Source organism: Streptomyces sp. AM25 (assembly GCF_058146165.1).
Genome location: NZ_JBKIWN010000026.1, coordinates 70201 through 85568, shown reverse-complemented (window position 1 = coordinate 85568; position 15368 = coordinate 70201). Strand labels below are relative to the sequence as shown.

At 69.2% G+C, this 15368-nt stretch carries 12 protein-coding genes; 6 read left to right on the top strand and 6 right to left on the bottom strand.

Annotated elements, in window-relative coordinates; all coding sequences use genetic code 11:
- Positions 1–65 precede the first annotated feature (65 nt).
- Positions 66–1094 carry a hypothetical protein gene (locus tag ACLHRZ_RS29375; RefSeq protein WP_490421582.1) on the top strand — a complete coding sequence of 343 codons (1029 nt, stop codon included), beginning with the start codon at positions 66–68 and terminating at the stop codon, positions 1092–1094.
- Positions 1095–1153: 59 nt separating this feature from the next.
- Here the strand turns inward: ACLHRZ_RS29375 and ACLHRZ_RS29370 are convergent, their stop codons facing one another.
- The 3 genes from ACLHRZ_RS29370 to ACLHRZ_RS29360 all read right to left on the bottom strand — a co-directional run bounded on the left by ACLHRZ_RS29370 (position 1154) and on the right by ACLHRZ_RS29360 (position 4287).
- Positions 1154–2209 carry an LLM class flavin-dependent oxidoreductase gene (locus ACLHRZ_RS29370; RefSeq protein ID WP_490421581.1) on the bottom strand — a complete coding sequence of 352 codons (1056 nt, stop codon included), beginning with the start codon at positions 2207–2209 and terminating at the stop codon, positions 1154–1156.
- 219 nt (positions 2210–2428) lie between these two features.
- Positions 2429–3682 (bottom strand): protein-glutamine gamma-glutamyltransferase, encoded by a 1254-nt coding sequence (locus ACLHRZ_RS29365; protein ID WP_490421580.1) that lies wholly within the window; start codon positions 3680–3682, stop codon positions 2429–2431.
- A gap of 302 nt (positions 3683–3984) precedes the next feature.
- Positions 3985–4287, bottom strand: a complete 303-nt coding sequence (locus ACLHRZ_RS29360; protein WP_490421579.1) for a hypothetical protein — start codon at positions 4285–4287, stop codon at positions 3985–3987.
- 285 nt (positions 4288–4572) lie between these two features.
- On the opposite strand from ACLHRZ_RS29360, the gene ACLHRZ_RS29355 reads away from it, so the two are divergent.
- The 5 genes from ACLHRZ_RS29355 (at position 4573) to ACLHRZ_RS29335 (ending at position 11043) form a co-directional block, all read left to right on the top strand.
- A complete protein-coding gene (locus tag ACLHRZ_RS29355; protein WP_490421578.1) occupies positions 4573–5613 on the top strand; it encodes a methyltransferase in 1041 nt (346 codons plus the stop codon).
- A 362-nt stretch (positions 5614–5975) separates the two neighbouring features.
- Positions 5976–7562 carry a M4 family metallopeptidase gene (locus ACLHRZ_RS29350; protein WP_490421587.1) on the top strand — a complete coding sequence of 529 codons (1587 nt, stop codon included), beginning with the start codon at positions 5976–5978 and terminating at the stop codon, positions 7560–7562.
- Positions 7563–7774: 212 nt separating this feature from the next.
- Positions 7775–8284 carry a DUF6542 domain-containing protein gene (locus tag ACLHRZ_RS29345; protein WP_490421577.1) on the top strand — a complete coding sequence of 170 codons (510 nt, stop codon included), beginning with the start codon at positions 7775–7777 and terminating at the stop codon, positions 8282–8284.
- A complete protein-coding gene (locus ACLHRZ_RS29340; RefSeq protein WP_490421576.1) occupies positions 8265–9572 on the top strand; it encodes an LCP family protein in 1308 nt (435 codons plus the stop codon). Before ACLHRZ_RS29345 ends, ACLHRZ_RS29340 begins: the two co-directional genes overlap by 20 nt.
- 37 nt (positions 9573–9609) lie before the next feature.
- Entirely contained in the window at positions 9610–11043 is a 1434-nt protein-coding gene (locus ACLHRZ_RS29335) for an FtsW/RodA/SpoVE family cell cycle protein (protein WP_490421586.1), read from the top strand.
- Between the two features lie 2 nt (positions 11044–11045).
- Here the strand turns inward: ACLHRZ_RS29335 and ACLHRZ_RS29330 are convergent, their stop codons facing one another.
- The 3 genes from ACLHRZ_RS29330 to ACLHRZ_RS29320 all read right to left on the bottom strand — a co-directional run bounded on the left by ACLHRZ_RS29330 (position 11046) and on the right by ACLHRZ_RS29320 (position 15326).
- Positions 11046–11576: a hypothetical protein gene (locus ACLHRZ_RS29330; protein ID WP_490421575.1), complete on the bottom strand. Its 531-nt coding sequence runs from the start codon at positions 11574–11576 to the stop codon at positions 11046–11048.
- Between the two features lie 108 nt (positions 11577–11684).
- Positions 11685–13409 (bottom strand): DNA polymerase/3'-5' exonuclease PolX, encoded by a 1725-nt coding sequence (gene polX / locus ACLHRZ_RS29325; protein ID WP_490421574.1) that lies wholly within the window; start codon positions 13407–13409, stop codon positions 11685–11687.
- 42 nt (positions 13410–13451) lie between these two features.
- Positions 13452–15326 (bottom strand): CASTOR/POLLUX-related putative ion channel, encoded by a 1875-nt coding sequence (locus tag ACLHRZ_RS29320; RefSeq protein WP_490421573.1) that lies wholly within the window; start codon positions 15324–15326, stop codon positions 13452–13454.
- Positions 15327–15368 lie beyond the last annotated feature (42 nt).

Genomic DNA, 15368 nt, shown 5'->3' with positions numbered 1-15368 from the left:
CCAGCCACATCAAGATCATCTCACCCGTGACCAGCAGTTACGGGACAACCCTTAGTGTCCCGTTCATGATGACGCAACGTGGTGCAGTCGGATCTGTTGTCCTCACGGCCGTAGCCCTGACGGCCGGTGCCGGGGCCGCCGCCGCGGCTCCCGCCCCCGCGAAGGCCGCCGCCTCCGTGTCCCAGGGCAAGGTGACGGACAATCTGTACATGTCGCTCGGCGACTTCGAGGATGCCACGTCCGGCGAGAATCCGAAGGTCAAGGCCATGATTGACCGCAAGGACATCGGCGGCGTGCAGATGGTGGTGCCCTGGAAGGCCCTTGAGGGGAAGAAGGGGGAGTACAAGTGGTCGCGGCTGGACAATGCCCTGAAGTATCTCCAGGAACGCCACAAGAAGCTGTTCGTCCAGGTTCAGGACCGGTTCTTCGACGTATCCATGAAGGATGCCAACCTTCCCCAGTATGTGAAGGACGAGGGCGGGGTCGCGCCGACGATCGATGAGAACCCCGACAACCCCACCACCCACGGGGCCATGGTCGCGCAGTGGAACAAGGGCGTGCGGGCGGACTTCCAGGCCATGCTGAAGGCGATGGCGGAGAAGTTCGACGGCAAGCTCGCCGGGGTGAACCTTCCGGAGACCGCGGTCGAGGTGGACACCAAGACGGATCAGACCAAGTACACCTCGAAGTCCTACATCGACGCCGAGATCGACAACATGCGTTTCGGCAAGAAGGTGTTCACCAAGACGCAGTTCATTCAGTACATCAACTTCCTGCCGGACGACGACGACCACAAGCGCATGAAGGAAATGTTCGACCTCGCCAGGGAGAAGAAGATCGGCATCGGCGGACCGGACACTCTGCCGGACCGGCCGTACCAGATGGAGAACTCCTACAAGTTCCTCCACGAGTACAAGGACGCCCTTCCGCTCGTCGCGATGGCCGTCCAGGAACCCGACATCAACGCCAAGGACCCCCAGACCGGCAAGCCGTACACCCGCGAGCGGTTCACCGGCTTCGCTCGCGACTACCTCGGCGCGCGTCAGATGTTCTGGACCACCGAGGCGGACTGGCTGCAGAAGCCTGCGGCATAGGGCGGTCGTGCGGAGGTCTGCCTGCGGCTGCACGGAGGACATCCACGGCAGCTCGTCCGTCAGGTGAGGAGTTCGGCGAGCCGGGCCATCTCGGTGGGCGGGTCGATCACCGGTTGGATGAGGAGCTCGTCGACGTCTGCCTGTTCCAGGGCGCTGATGCGGGTGCGGAGGTCGTCGCGGGTGCCGACGAGGGCCACGCTGTTCATCAGCGAGGGCAGGACCAGGTCCCGGTCCTGCGGTGCGATGCGTCCGAGGTAGTTGGGGTAGAGCTTGGTGTACCGGTCCGGCGCGGTGGCGGTGGTGCCGCGCCGGTCGAGAAGTCGTCGCACCGCCTCGCGCTGGTCGGGGCCGAGTTGCCCGGCGAAGGCGGGTGTGTCGGCGGCGAAGTCCAGCAACGACAGGACGAGGTGGCCTGTCGCGTCCCGGGCCGCGTCGCTGTCGGAGTCCTCGTTGCCGCGCAGCACGTGGAGCGCGGTGACCACGTAGGAGTCCGCGGAGGAGTCGGAGTCGCGGAGTGTGCCGGGGGCGGCTTGACGGCGGACCTCGTGCAGCGCGTGCCAGGCGGTGGGGTCGAGCAGACCGAAGGAGATGAGGCCGGCGCCGCGGCGGCCGGCGACGGCGGCGGCTTTGGGGCCGTGCAGCGCGGCCACGACGAACTCGATCGGATCGGTGGTGTTCACGTGCGCCCCGGAGTGCAGGAACCGGATGTCGCGGACCCGGTCTCCTTCGCGGTACTCGGTCGAGCGCCCGGCGCACAGATCCTGCAGTGCCGCGGTGAAGTTCTCCAGCGCAGCCGCCGTGGTCGGCTGCATGCCCAGAGTGCGCCGAGCGGTGTTCCCGGTGCCGACCCCGCAGATGATCCGGCCCGGTGCCAGGGCATTGAGGCTGGCGAAGGCGCTCGCCGCGGCCGGGGCCGAGCGCAACGCCGGTGAGGTCACGCCGATGCCGAGCCGGATACGACGGGTGGCCTTCGCACACAGGCTCAAGGCCACGAAGGGGTCACCGTGGACCATCGGGGTGTCGTTGACCCAGAAGCTGTGCAAGCCCAACTCCTCGGCCTGCACGGCGAGATCCTCCACACCGGGGTGCGCGGCGACCACGACACCTGCACGCATCGAACCTCCACAGCACGAGGACCGGACCGAGCTTGCTCATGCTGACAGCTGTTCATGTGTCCCGCATCGTGACTACGTGTTGGTCGAAGTGATCAATGGGTCACTATGGGTGAAATGTCTCGGTAAACCCCGGATCCCGGTCATGGCAACGGGCCCCCTCCACCAACTGGTGGAGGGGGCCCGTCATTTGCCCGAGTGCGGACGATCACGCCGGTTCTGTCACGGCCAGCCTTGCTTCACCTTGGCGGGGGCGGTGTTCCAGCTCTTGGGTATGAACGTGACGACGTAGGCTCCGCGGTCGAAGTCCGCGTACCCGGCGGACCAGTTCCGGAACTTGCTCTCGTATACGTACATGGGGCCCAGGTCGCTATTGGGCGCGTGATAGTGGTTGGCGTGGGTCCATATGGTCTTGTCGGCATCCGCTTCCGTCTGAGCCCCGAACCAGCCGTAGTCGAAATTCACCCAGCCTTCGCCGGGTCTGGCGGGACTGCGCGGAATGTTTCTGTCCTTCGACATGTCGACCAGGCCGGTACCCTGGTCGGGCCGGAAGGCATCCGGGTCGCCGTACTTCCTCTTCTCGGAGGAGCCCCACTGGTCCTGCCCGCTCCAGAAGTGCTTCGAGTAGATGACCGCCTTCATCCTGGACGGGTCGTAGTTGCCTCCGTCCCTTTCCTTGAAGGACGGTGTATTCCGCAGCGCCGAGTAGAAGTTCGAGCGGCTGTCCTCGTAGAGCAGAGCGTCATTGCTGTTCGTGAGCTCAGTCTTGAGGTTGTCGATGTAGGTCCCCTCGTCGTGGGCGTTTTCCAGGGCCTTGTTCATGATGGACGCCACATCGCGCGCCCGCTGGAAACCCTTCCCCTCGTCGAAGCTGCCCTTGGCGATGCGCCCCTCGAACTCCGCCTGCGTTTCCCCGGGTCGGGGTCTGGTGTTCTGCAGGCCGTTCCTGTACTTGTCCTCGTCGAAGGACGCGAATGCCAATTTGTTCGTCGGGTAGGGGCCCGAGTTGACCCAGGTGACGCCGACGCAACCGTAGGACAGCTTGTCTCGCTGCTCTTCGGTCATCTGCTGTATCTTGCCGTCGTGCTGGCTGTAGACCTGCTGCCACTTGCGTATGTAGTTGTTGACGATCGTATTGGCCCTGCCTCCGTAGGCCCGGTACGGGTCAGGCATCCTGTTGAGCGGCTCGGCGGGAGGGATTTCCCTGTCGCCGACAGCGTCGCCCCGGAAGGACGGACTGGCGCTCGGCGGGAATCCGGCCGGAGGCTTGCCGGGCTGACCCAGCGTCAGAGCTCTTTCGTTCAGTGCGTTGATGTTCTCGACGTCATCCGCCGTCAGGCCGTGCGTTGCGGCGTAGGACCCGTTCTTTTCCCCGTCGCCGATGCCGGCGGCCTGACTGGCCGACGGCATGAAGCCGGCGGTGCAGACGACCGTACCGACAGTGGCGAAGGCGAGAAATCTCCGACGTCTATGCATGAAAAGCAGTAACTCCCTTGTAGTGGAATCCCGTGAAACGGGGGCATGCGAGAGCGCGGCGCGATGGAGGGGTGTGCGACGGGCTGTCGCGCAGGGCCGTGGCCGCGCTGTCCTGCGTCACTGCGCAAGCGGCAGGATGGCCGCCGCCGCGAGGCGGAAGGGGATGCAGTGATGCGGGAGATGGTGGTGGGCGGTGCGGTCGTCGCCGGCCGTGACCGTAGTGGCCGCCGGGAGGGCGGGGCGCGACTCGGTCTCCTGCCCGGCGGGGCTTGCCGCCGGAGCCGGGCGGGGCCGGTGGCTCGCTACAGCAGGGTCGCCGCCGAGGCGACGACGCGGGCCCGGTCCGGGTGGCCGGGGTCGCCGTAGCGGACGTCGACGCGCGGGTGGGGGCGCGTGAAGTCGCTGTCGACCAGTCGGATTTGGCAGGGGTGGTCGACCGTGCGCACGGCGGTGTCCGTCCCGCGGAAGGGGTTGCCGTCGTCCGCGTTGATCGCGGCTGCCGTCACCGGGGCGGCCGCCTGGGCTCCCTGGGCGAGGGGCGGCAGGGCGAGGGCCGCGGTCACGGCGACGGTGGTGAGGCCGCGGAGAGCGGCTCGGCGTATCACGTCTCGGCTCCTGGATGAGTGATCAGGTCGATACGAGCGGTGATCATTTCCTCGTGCCGGCTCCCTGGCAACACCATGGCTTTAAAACCGGCCAATCGCTTACATAGAGCGGTATCTGGCCATGCATCCGATCCGGCCCGGCATGGCGGATGCGATGCGGCAACCCGCGGTCCCGCCCGTGGTGACGGCGCAATCCCCCCGCCCGCGTGGCGGAAAGGCGCTCTGGTGCCCGCAGGCCGTCCCGGCCAGGGTGGTGCCCGACGCGTTGCCGGAGGAGGGACAGCCATGGACGAGGCCCGGCCGCACCGCGATGCCGAGGAATCCCTCGCCGTGCTGCTCACCGATCACGCCCTGGGTTACCTGCACTCCGCCGCCCTGCGCACTGCAGTACGCCTCGGGGTGGCCGACCACCTCGCCTCCGGACCGCGCACCGCGGAGGAACTCGCCTCTCTCACCGGCGTCAGCGCCCCGCATCTGCGCCGCGCTCTGCGCCTGCTGGCCGTGCGCGGGGTGTTCGCCGAGGACGCGACGGGCGCCTTCCGGCTCACCCCGGCCGCCGGACTCCTGCGCTCCGACGGGCCCTCCTCCCTGCGCACCGCGGTGCTCCTGCTCACGGACGAGACGTTCTGGAAGCCCGCCGAGCGCCTGGAGGACACCGTCCGCGCCGGGCACACGGTCTTCGAGGAGATCTTCGGGGCGTCGTTCTTCGAGCATCTCGCCCGCACCCCGCAGGCCGCCGAGGTCTTCAACACCGGAATGGCGGGCCTCTCCACGAGCGAGGACGACGTCATCGCCGCCGCCTGCGACTTCCCGGAGCACGGCACCGTCGTCGACATCGCCGGCGGCCGCGGTGGGCTGCTGCGCCGGACCCTCCTGCGCAACCCGGGCCTGAGCGGGGTGCTCTACGACCGGGAGCAGGTGCTGCGCGACCACACCCTCGACGGGCCGGAGCTGGCCGGGCGCTGGCAGGTGCGTCCCGGCGACTTCTTCGCCTCCGTGCCCTCCGGCGCCGACGTCTACCTCATGAAGCGGATCCTGCACGACTGGGACGACGAGGACTGCTTGCGCATCCTGCGCTCCTGCCGTGCCGCGATGACAACCGGCAGCCGCCTGCTGGCGATTGACGCCGTCATTCCGCAGGGCAACGAGCCGCACCCGGGAAAGATCCTCGACGTGCTGATGATGACGTCGCTCAACGGGCGAGAGCGCAGCGCGGAGGAGTTCCGCCGCCTGATGTCCGCAGCGGGCCTGCGCCTGACGCGCATTGTGCCCACGGCCTCGACGCTGTCGGTCGTGGAGGCCGTGGTGGAGGCCAAGTCCGGCTGATTTCACGGACGGTGACGGGGCAGCCATGAGAGTCGACGCGAAATGGTGGGCTCCGCTTCCTGATTCCGGATAACGGACACCTTCTCGCTCTCATCGGTCAACTCACGACCAAGTTTTTCTTCGTGGACCTGTCAACGACGCCTGTTCGATGGCAAGCTCACCCCACTCGCACCGCAGACCCCGGACGGCTCTTGGGCCCGCCCGGTGGCGAACGTGCGCGAGCACCCCACCGAACGCAGGACAGGCACCACCCCGGCGGCATTCCGTCGCCGGGTCAGAGCAGGCCGCCGACCGGTGGCCGGGTCAGAGGAGTTCGCGTGAGATCCACCCCCCACGTCGCAGGCACGTCCCGCCGCACGCGTATGAGCGCTGCCTTCGTCGCCATGGCCGCCATGGTGGCGCTGGGCGCCCAGGCCGGGATCGCCGATGCCGACCCCGGCATTGCGCGGAGCGCCGCGACCGCCCGGCAGACGCCCGCCCAGCACGCCGCGCTGATATCGACGGCCAAGGGCGGCGTGGCCTCCACCGCCCGCTCGCTGGGCCTGGGGTCGCAGGAGCGACTGGTGGTCAAGGACGTCGTCAAGGACGCCGACGGCACCGTGCACACCCGCTACGAGCGGACGTACGCCGGGCTGCCCGTCCTCGGCGGCGACCTCGTCGTGCACGTCAAGGGCGGGAAGCGCAGCGTCACCAAGGCGACCTCGCGCAAGATCGCCGTGCCCAGCACCACCCCGAAGGTCTCCGCCACCGCGGCACAGGACAAGGCGATGGCCCACGCCTCGGACGAGAAGCTGGCCGCCCCGGTGAAGAACAACGTGCGCAAGGTCGTCTGGGCCGCCTCCGGCACGCCCGTCCTGGCGTGGGAGTCCGTGGTCACGGGCGTCCAGAAGGACGGCACCCCCAGCCAGCTGCACGTGATCACCGACGCCACCACCGGGAAGAAGCTGTACTCCTTCGACGGCATCGAGACCGGCACGGGCACCGGCGTCTACAGCGGCAACGTGAACATCACCACGGCGCAGAGCGGCGGCTCCTTCCAGCTGCTCGACTCCACGCGCGGCGGCCACAAGACCACGGACCTGGGCGGGGGCACGTCCGGCAGCGGCACGCTCTTCACCAGCTCCTCCGACATCTGGGGCAACGGCAGCGCGAGCAACAATCAGAGCGCCGCGGTGGACGCGCACTACGGCGCGCAGGAGACCTGGGACTTCTACAAGCAGACCTTCGGCCGCAGCGGCATCCGCAACGACGGCGTCGCCTCCTACTCCCGCGTCCACTACGGCAGCAACTACGTGAACGCGTTCTGGGACGACTCCTGCTTCTGCATGACCTACGGCGACGGCCAGGGCAACAGCCACCCGCTCACCTCGCTCGACGTCGTCGGGCACGAGATGACGCACGGTGTGACCTCTGCCACGGCGGGCCTGACCTACAGCGGTGAGTCCGGCGGCCTGAACGAGGCGACCAGCGACATCATGGGCACCGGCGTCGAGTTCTTCGCCCACAACGCCAACAACCCCGGCAACTACCTCATCGGCGAGCAGATCAACATCAACGGCGACGGCACCCCGCTGCGCTACATGGACCAGCCCAGCAAGGACGGCTCGTCGCTGGACTACTGGAGCGCGGACGCCGGCAACGTGGACGTGCACTACTCGTCCGGCATCGCCAACCACTTCTTCTACCTGCTCTCCGAGGGCAGCGGGGCGAAGACGATCAACGGGGTCGGTTACAACAGCCCGACCTACGACAGCTCCACCGTCTCCGGCATCGGCCGGGACAAGGCGCTGGCCATCTGGTACAAGGCGCTGACCACGTACTTCACCTCCAGCACCGACTACGCGGGCGCCCGCCAGGCGACCCTGCAGGCGGCTTCGGACCTCTACGGCGCGAACAGCACCGAGTACCGGACCGTCGGCGCCGCCTGGACGGCCGTCAACGTCTCCTGACCCCCGTCACACCGAGCTGCCGCCGCACATCCCTGTGCGGCGGCTGTGTGTTTTTCCGCTCCATTGCTGGTGAGGAGGCGTGCGCGGCGCACGACGGCGCTGTAGTTTGCTAAGTTGCGCAAGTATGCAATCAAAGTGTGCCGCACCAAGTCTCGCAGACGACCGTCTTAAACGACGTCGGGCGATACCGGCCTGAGCGTGGGGGTGTGACCGTGACCAATCCCAGGGTGACCTCGGCCGATCCGGGAACGATCCCGGCGCCGCGAGCGTCCGGCGGCCCGCCCGCCGGACGCCGGGGGCGGGGGGCGCACCGCGCCTGCAAGGGCGGGGGCCCCGCCCGCCGGGCGCTGCTGATCGCCCCGCTGCTGCCGGTGCTGGGCGCCTGCGCGGACCGGGCCGCCGGGCCGCACGTGGGCTGGGCCTTCGCCGCGGGGCTGGTGCTGGCCGCGGTCTGGGCGGGGGCGACCGTCCGGCCGGCCCAGCTGTGGTGGGTGGTCCCCGCGCCGCCCCTGGTGGCCGCCGTCGTGACGATGGCTGTGGCACTCGTCACGGGTACGTCCTCCGGCAAGGGCGCGGCGCTGCCGGCCGAGGCGGTGCGCTGGGCCGTGGATGCGTTTCCGGCGATGGCGGCCGCGGAGGCCGCCGTGTTGATCGTTGTGGGGGTGCGTTCCGTCCGCTCCCGCCGTCGTGGGAGGAGCGGGGATGTCCCAGCGCAAGGATGAGCAGGGCCGGGGCGCCCGCGGCGCGAAGAACGCGAAGAGGAAGACGACGCGGTCCGTCGTGGCCGCCCGGTTCGTGGTGTGCGCCGTCTCCTCGGCCGTCCTCGCGGTCAGCGGCATCGGCTGGTTCGCGCACCACTCGCTGACCAACGGGCTCAAGACGTCCGACGCACTGGACGCGGTCCGCAAGCGCGCGCCCAAGCACCTGGACAACTCGGTCAATCTGCTGCTGATCGGCCTGGACTCCCGCAAGGACATGGACGGCAACGACCTGCCGAAGGAGTTCGTCCAGGACGAACTGCACGCCGGGTCGAGCGAGATCGGCTACTACAACACCAACACCTTGATCCTGATGCACATACCTGCGGACGGCGGCCGGGCCACCGCCTTCTCCGTCCCGCGGGACGACTATGTGCAGACCCTCAACGGGGACGGCTCCGCCCAGGGGCACTTCAAGATCAAGGAGGCGTACTCCATCGCCTACACCAAGGAGCGGGAGAAACTCGACGCGCAGGGCGTCAAGGGCGCCGACCTGGAGAGCCGGAGCCGGGAGGCGGGCCGCGAGGCCACGCTGGCGACCGTGCAGAACGTCCTCGGCGTCCCGATCGACCACTTCGCCGAGGTCAACCTGCTGGGCTTCTACGACATCGCCAAGGTGCTCCAGCCCATCCAGGTGTGCCTCAACCACCCCGTGAAGGACAAGTACTCCGGCGCCGACTTCCCCGCCGGCCCGCAGGAGCTCAACCCCAAGCAGGCGCTGGCCTTCGTGCGCCAGCGGCACGGCCTCGACAACGGCGACCTGGACCGCACCCACCGCCAGCAGGCGTTCCTGTCGTCCGTCACGCACAAGCTCAAGTCCGAGGGCGTCTGGAGCGACCTCGGCAAGCTCCAGGGCCTGCTCGACACCGTCAAGAAGGACGTCGTGCTCGACAGCTCCTGGGACGTCCTGGACTTCATGCAGCAGGTCCCCAGCCTCACCGGCGGCAAGGTGGACTTCCACACCCTGCCCATCACCGGGTTCGCCACGCGCGCGGGGGAGGACGTGAACCTCGTCGACCCCGACAAGATCAAGGAGATCGTGCAGGCGGCCACCGGCCAGGCCCCGTCCTCCTCCCCGTCCGCCGGCACCGACGCCAAGTCCGGGGGGACGCCCTCGGCGACTCCGTCCGCCGGACAGTCGTCCGCCCCTGCGGGGGACTCTTCACCGGACCCGAGCCCGTCCTCGTCCGCGTCGGACGACAATCAGGCGGGACCGACCGTGAAAATGGGGGGAATTCCCTGTGTTGACTGACATCCGGACGGGCCGGGGCCTGCCGGGAGCGCGACGGGTGCCGACGGGCGCCGGGGCCGACGGGGCCCGGCGCCGCCGGAACACCGAGCTGGTGCTGGTGCTCTTCGCGGTGCTGACCGCCGCGTTCGCGGACGCCGACGCGGAGTGCGCCCTGCACGGGGGGCTCCCCGGTACGTTCGCCCTGCAGGTGTGCGGGCTGGGCGCGGTCGCCGTGCTGGCCCACCTCGCCGTGCGGCGCTTCGCCCCGTACGCGGACCCGCTCATCCTGCCCCTGGCGGTGTTCCTCAGCGGGATGGGCCTGGTGCTGCTGCACCGGCTCGACATCTCGTACGCGGCCAAGTACAAGTCCGCGCCCGTCGCCGGCGGCCAGGTGATGTGGCTGTGCATCGGCGTCGCGGCCTTCGTCGCCGTGACGGTCGGCCTCAAGCATCACCGCATCCTCCAGCGCTACACCTATGTGCTCATGGCGGGCGCGCTGGTGCTGCTGGCGGCCCCGGCGTTCTTCCCCGGCGACACCTACGGGGCCAAGCGCTGGATCCGGCTGGGCGGATTCTCCTTCGAGCCGGACGAGTTCACCAAGCTCGTCATCACGATCTTCTTCGCCGGCTACCTGATGGTCCAGCGCGATGCGCTCGCCCTCGCCAGCCGCCGGGTGCTGGGGATGTACCTGCCGCGCGGCCGCAACCTCGGCCCGGTGGTGGCCATCTGGGCCGCCAGCCTGCTGGTGCTGATCTTCGAGCGCGACCTGGGCACCTCGCTGATCTTCTTCGGGATCTTCGTGGTGATGCTCTACGTGGCCACCGAGCGCACCAGTTGGGTGGTCATCGGCCTGCTGCTGGCGGCCGTCGGCGCCGGAGTGGTCGGCTCGATGGAACCGCACGTGCACGGCCGGGTGGTCGCCTGGCTGCACCCGATGGACATCTACCTGCCCCACCCGCCGCCCGGCCTGATCTCCGAGCAGGGCGCCCAGGCGATGTTCAGCTTCGGCAGCGGCGGCGTCCTGGGCTCCGGCCTGGGCCAGGGCTACCCGTGGCTGATCGGCTTCGCGGGCCGCAGCGACTTCATCCTCACCACCGTCGGCGAGGAACTGGGCGCAGCAGGCGTGCTGGCCCTCCTGCTGGTGTACGCCCTGCTCGCCGAACGCGGGCTGCGCACCGCCCTGGTGCTGACCGACCCCTTCGGCAAGCTGCTGGCCGCGGGCCTGGCGGCCGCGCTCGTCCTGCAGGTCTTCGTGGTGGCCGGCGGTGCCAGCGGTCTCATCCCACTCACCGGAAAGGCACTGCCCTTCCTCGCCCAGGGCGGTTCGTCGATGCTCGCCAACTGGCTGCTGGTCGCCCTGCTGGTGAAGCTGAGCGACGCGGCCGGACGCACCCAGCTCGAACCGGGGCCCGACCCGGAGGGGACGGTCACGCTGTCCGCCGAGGAGATCCGGGCGGGCCGGGCACTGCAGCAGGGCATCGCGCTGGGCTAGGACTACTCCAGGCCGAGGTTCGCCAGCGCCGTCGTCCAGTTCGTGGCGATGGCGCTGCGCGCGGCGTCCAGGGTGACGGTGCCGTTGCAGACGGCCTTCTTGAGCTTGTTCTCCACCTGGTCCTTGTCGCCCGCCTGCTCGTCCCCGTAGCGGGGCTCGGGCCACAGGTTCTTGGTGTCTCTGGGCGCACCGCCCAGTTCCAGCGGGACGAAGTGGTCCTCTTCGTAGTCGGAGGGGTCGGTGTCGTCGTACCCGTACTCCGTGATCTGCCGGGCCTTGAGCTTGTTGGTGTACGAGACCGGCGGGCGGACGGTCTTCGTCCAGCCGGGGGAGCAGATCGTCGAGTCGATCGTCTCCTGGGTGACGTCCGGGTTGTAGGCACCGGGCTGGCAGGACGGGTCGGGCAGCGGCAAGTACGACTGGCTGCATGTGGAGGTGCCGGCGGCGTGAGCGGTGCCACTGGTGAGGATCAATCCGGTGGCCGGGAGAAGCAGGCATGCTGCCGCGGCCGTGAGACGGCGCAGGGAGGTCATGGGGGGCTCCGCACGGTGAAGACCCGGACGATTCCGGGGTGTTGCGTTCATGACAGCACCGTGCATCGCCGTGCGACAGAGCCGGAAGGGTGAATTCCTCCCCAACGATCATGTACGCGGCCCGGCCAGGAAACGCCGGAGCCGCTGCAGGGGCCAGGTGTTGATCACGTCGTCCTTGGTCAGCCAGCCGCGCTGCGCCGTGCCCACGCCGTAGCGCATGTACGGCAGGTGCGTCGTGGCGTGCGCATCGGTGTTCACGGCGAACTTCACGCCGTACCGCCTGGCGCGCAGGATGTCCTCGTCGCACAGGTCCAGCCGCTCCGGGTGCGCATTGATCTCCAGAGCCGTGCCCGTCCGCGCGCACGCCTCGAAGACCGCGTCGAAGTCGGCGTCGATACCGGGCCGTTTGCCGATCAGCCGGGTCGTGGGATGGCCCAGGACGGCCACATGCGGGTTCTCGCAGGCGCGCACCAGCCGCCGCGTCAGCTCGGCCCGGCTCTGGCGGAAGTGCGAGTGCACCGAGGCGATGCACAGGTCGAATCCGGCGAGGAAGTCGTCCGGCCAGTCCACCTCGCCGTCCGGACCGATGTTGAGCTCGGTGCCGTGCAACAGCCGCATCCGGCGGTGCTTGCCGTCGAGCTTCCGCACCTTCTCGCGCTGCGCCAGGATCTTGGCGTCGGTCATCCGCTGCATGTACAGGTTCGGGGCGTGGTCGGTGACGGCGTAGTACGCGTAGCCGCGGGCGGCGGCCGCCTCGACCATGTCCTCCAGGGACGCGAGGCCGTCCGTGAGGTCGGTGTGGGTGTGCAGGTCGCCCCGGATGTCGCCCTCCTCCACCAGCTCGGGGAGCTCGTCGCGCAGCCCGGCCGCGATCTCGCCGCGGTCCTCGCGCAGGGCGGGCGGGATCCAGGGCAGCCCGAGCCGGGCGTAGATCTCCTCCTCCGTCTCCGAGACGACCTTCGCGCCGTCCTCGGTCCGGAACAGGCCGTACTCGGAGAGCTTGAGCCCGTCCCGCACCGCGATCTCGCGGACGCGGATGTTGTGCGCCTTGGAGCCGGTGAAGTACAGCAGGCCCGCCCCCCAGGAGTCCGGCGGCAGCACCCGCAGGTCGACCTGCAGGCCCTTGGTGGTGCGGATGGACGTCTTCTTCCGGCCGCCCGCGATGACCTCGGCGACGTACGGAAGGCTGCTGAAGGCCTCCATGAACGGGCCGGACTCCTCGGCGGCCACCAGCACGTCGACGTCCCCGATGGTCTCCTGCATCCGCCGCAGCGACCCCGCGTACGTGCACCCCTCGCACCCCTCCACCTGCGACAGGTCTGCGACCACCTGGTCCGCCACGTCCATGGCGGCGCTGATCAGGATCCGCTTGCCGGCCTTCTGCATCAGGGCGATGCCGTGCAGGATGTTCGCCTCGGTCTTCTCCCCGAAGCCCTTCAGACCGCGCAGCCGCTGCTCGTGGACGGCGTCCAGCAGCTGCTCCACGGAGGAGATCTGCAGCTCCTCGTAGAGGGTCATGGCCTTCCTGGGCCCGAGCATGGGGATGGCCAGCAGCTCCCGGACCCCGGCCGGCACCGATGCCCGGGTCTCCTCCAGGGCGGCCACGTGGCCCGTGCTCAGGAACTCCACGACCTTCTCGGCGATCGACCTGCCGACGTTGGGGATCTCCTGCAGGCCCTTGACGTCGAGCGTGGAGACGTCCGTGGGATGGCCGCCGATGGCCCGGGCGGCCTTCTCGTAGGCGCGCGCCTTGAAGGCGTCGCCGCCGGAGATCGCGACGAGGTCCGCGTACTCCTGCAGCAGCGCCTCGACCTCCTCGTTGGGCCGGCCCATACGATCAGCCTGCCACCGGCCCCGGGGTCCGGCGACCCCTGATCACTGCTGATCGGCGAGGACCACCAGGTGGTCTCCTTCGTGGAGGGTGAGCGGCGCGGCCTTCGGCGGATTGAGGTGGATGCCGTAGCCGGGCGGCACGTCGCGGTCGCAGCCGAGCCGGTAGCCGATGGCGGTCTCCCCGCGCCGCCGGGCCGCTTCGACGGCGGTGGCGAAGGTGGCCTCGGCGCCGGGCCGGAGGTAGTCGGTGGCCGGCTTGAGGTAGATCTCCGCTCCTTCGGGGTCGAAGAGCGCGCTGATGAGGGCGTACACGTCCACGTCCTCGGAGAGCTGGGTCAGCAGGAGGCTGACGAGCTTGGTGCTGACGATGAAGTCGTCGGCCCTGGTGACCTGGGCCACCTCGCGGTTGTTGTCGTGGTTCATCTCCGAGACGATCGAGTACGGGTCGCCCAGGCCGACTCCGATGTCCCGCAGGTGCAGCAGCGTCACCAGGGTGCGGTTGTCGGCGTGTTCGGGGTCGGCGGTGTCGGCCGAGAGCACGATGATGTGCCGGTAGCCGTCGGGACACAGGTCCTCCAACGACTGTCGGCCGGTGGGTGTGCAGGGCTTGTGCCCGAGGGCGAGATGCACGGTCGCGATGTCCTCGAACCCGTCGGGACGGACGGGACAGGCGACGTCGAGGACCGAGCCGGGCAGGGCGAACCGGTCCAGCATCTCGATTGTCTTGCGGGCCCGGGCGTTCCAGCCGACCAGCAGCGTCCGGCCGGGCTTCGGCGGCCTGTGGGCGAACCGGACGATGGCCTGCTCGACGACCGGGGGAGCGGCGTGGGCGAGCCGGACGAGCGTGTCGTCCTCGGCCACCACGACGATCCTGTCGTCCGCGGTGATGAGCGTGTCCATCGGCGGCTTGACCAGTATCCGGCCGTCACCCCGGTGCAGCCCGACCGGGACGCCCAGTTGGTAGCGGTTCAGCGCGTCGCCGTAGGACGAGCCGGTGAGCGCCGGGGCGCGGTGGATGTAGAACTCGTTGCCGTAGAAGCTCAGCAGCTCGTTCCACACCGTCGACAGCCCCGTCTGCCGGTGCGACTGCACCACCAGCCGCACGGCGAGGTCGTCGGCGTCGATGACCAGGCCGCTCGGGCCCGCGGCGAGCCGGGCGGCCGCCAGGTTCCCCGTGTCCTGTACTGCGGCCACCACCGGCGGACGGGCCTTGGCCCAGGACCTGTTGTTGAGCACCAGCAGTATCTTGATGACCGTCGTGTCGCCGTCGGGCCCGAACGCCGGCAGGACCATGACGGACTTGGCGGTGTCCGGACTCACCAGCTCCAGGTCGTCCTGCTTGAGCGGATTGCCGGACCGGCAGATCACCTTGGTGCGGCCCGTGTCGGGGACGCGCATCCGGATCTGCTCCTCCATGTCGACCTTGTCACGGTCCGCGAGGACCGCCACGCACGAGCGGCGCTCGCTCTGATTGGCCTCGACGAGCTCCTCGACCACCGTGAAGATCTGCTCCGACCAGCCCAGCACGACGGTGTGCCCGCGCTCCAGGAGCCGTGAACGGCCCTTGCGCAGCTGCTGGATCCGGTGGTCCAGGCCTGTGGTCAGCACACCGATCAGCGCACTGACGATGAAGATGCCGCCCACCGTCACCAGCAGCATCAGCCCCAGGAACACCGGGGTTCCGGTGTCGCTGCCCATGGTGCCGGGGTCCAGCGCGCGCAGCAGACTCATCCAGGCCACGCCCAGCCAGCCGCCGTTGCGCTCGGTGTCGGTGTCGGTGAACAGCACGACGAGCGTGGCGGTGAAGGCGATCAGCACCACGGAGGCGAGCGCCAGCCAGCCGATCAGGGCCGGTGTACCGCGGTCCATCGTGCTGTCGAACCAGTACCGCAGCCGGTCCCGCCGCTTCACGGGCATCCCCCTGTCGTCGTGGTGCAGTCGTCCCGGTGCAGGTGGAGA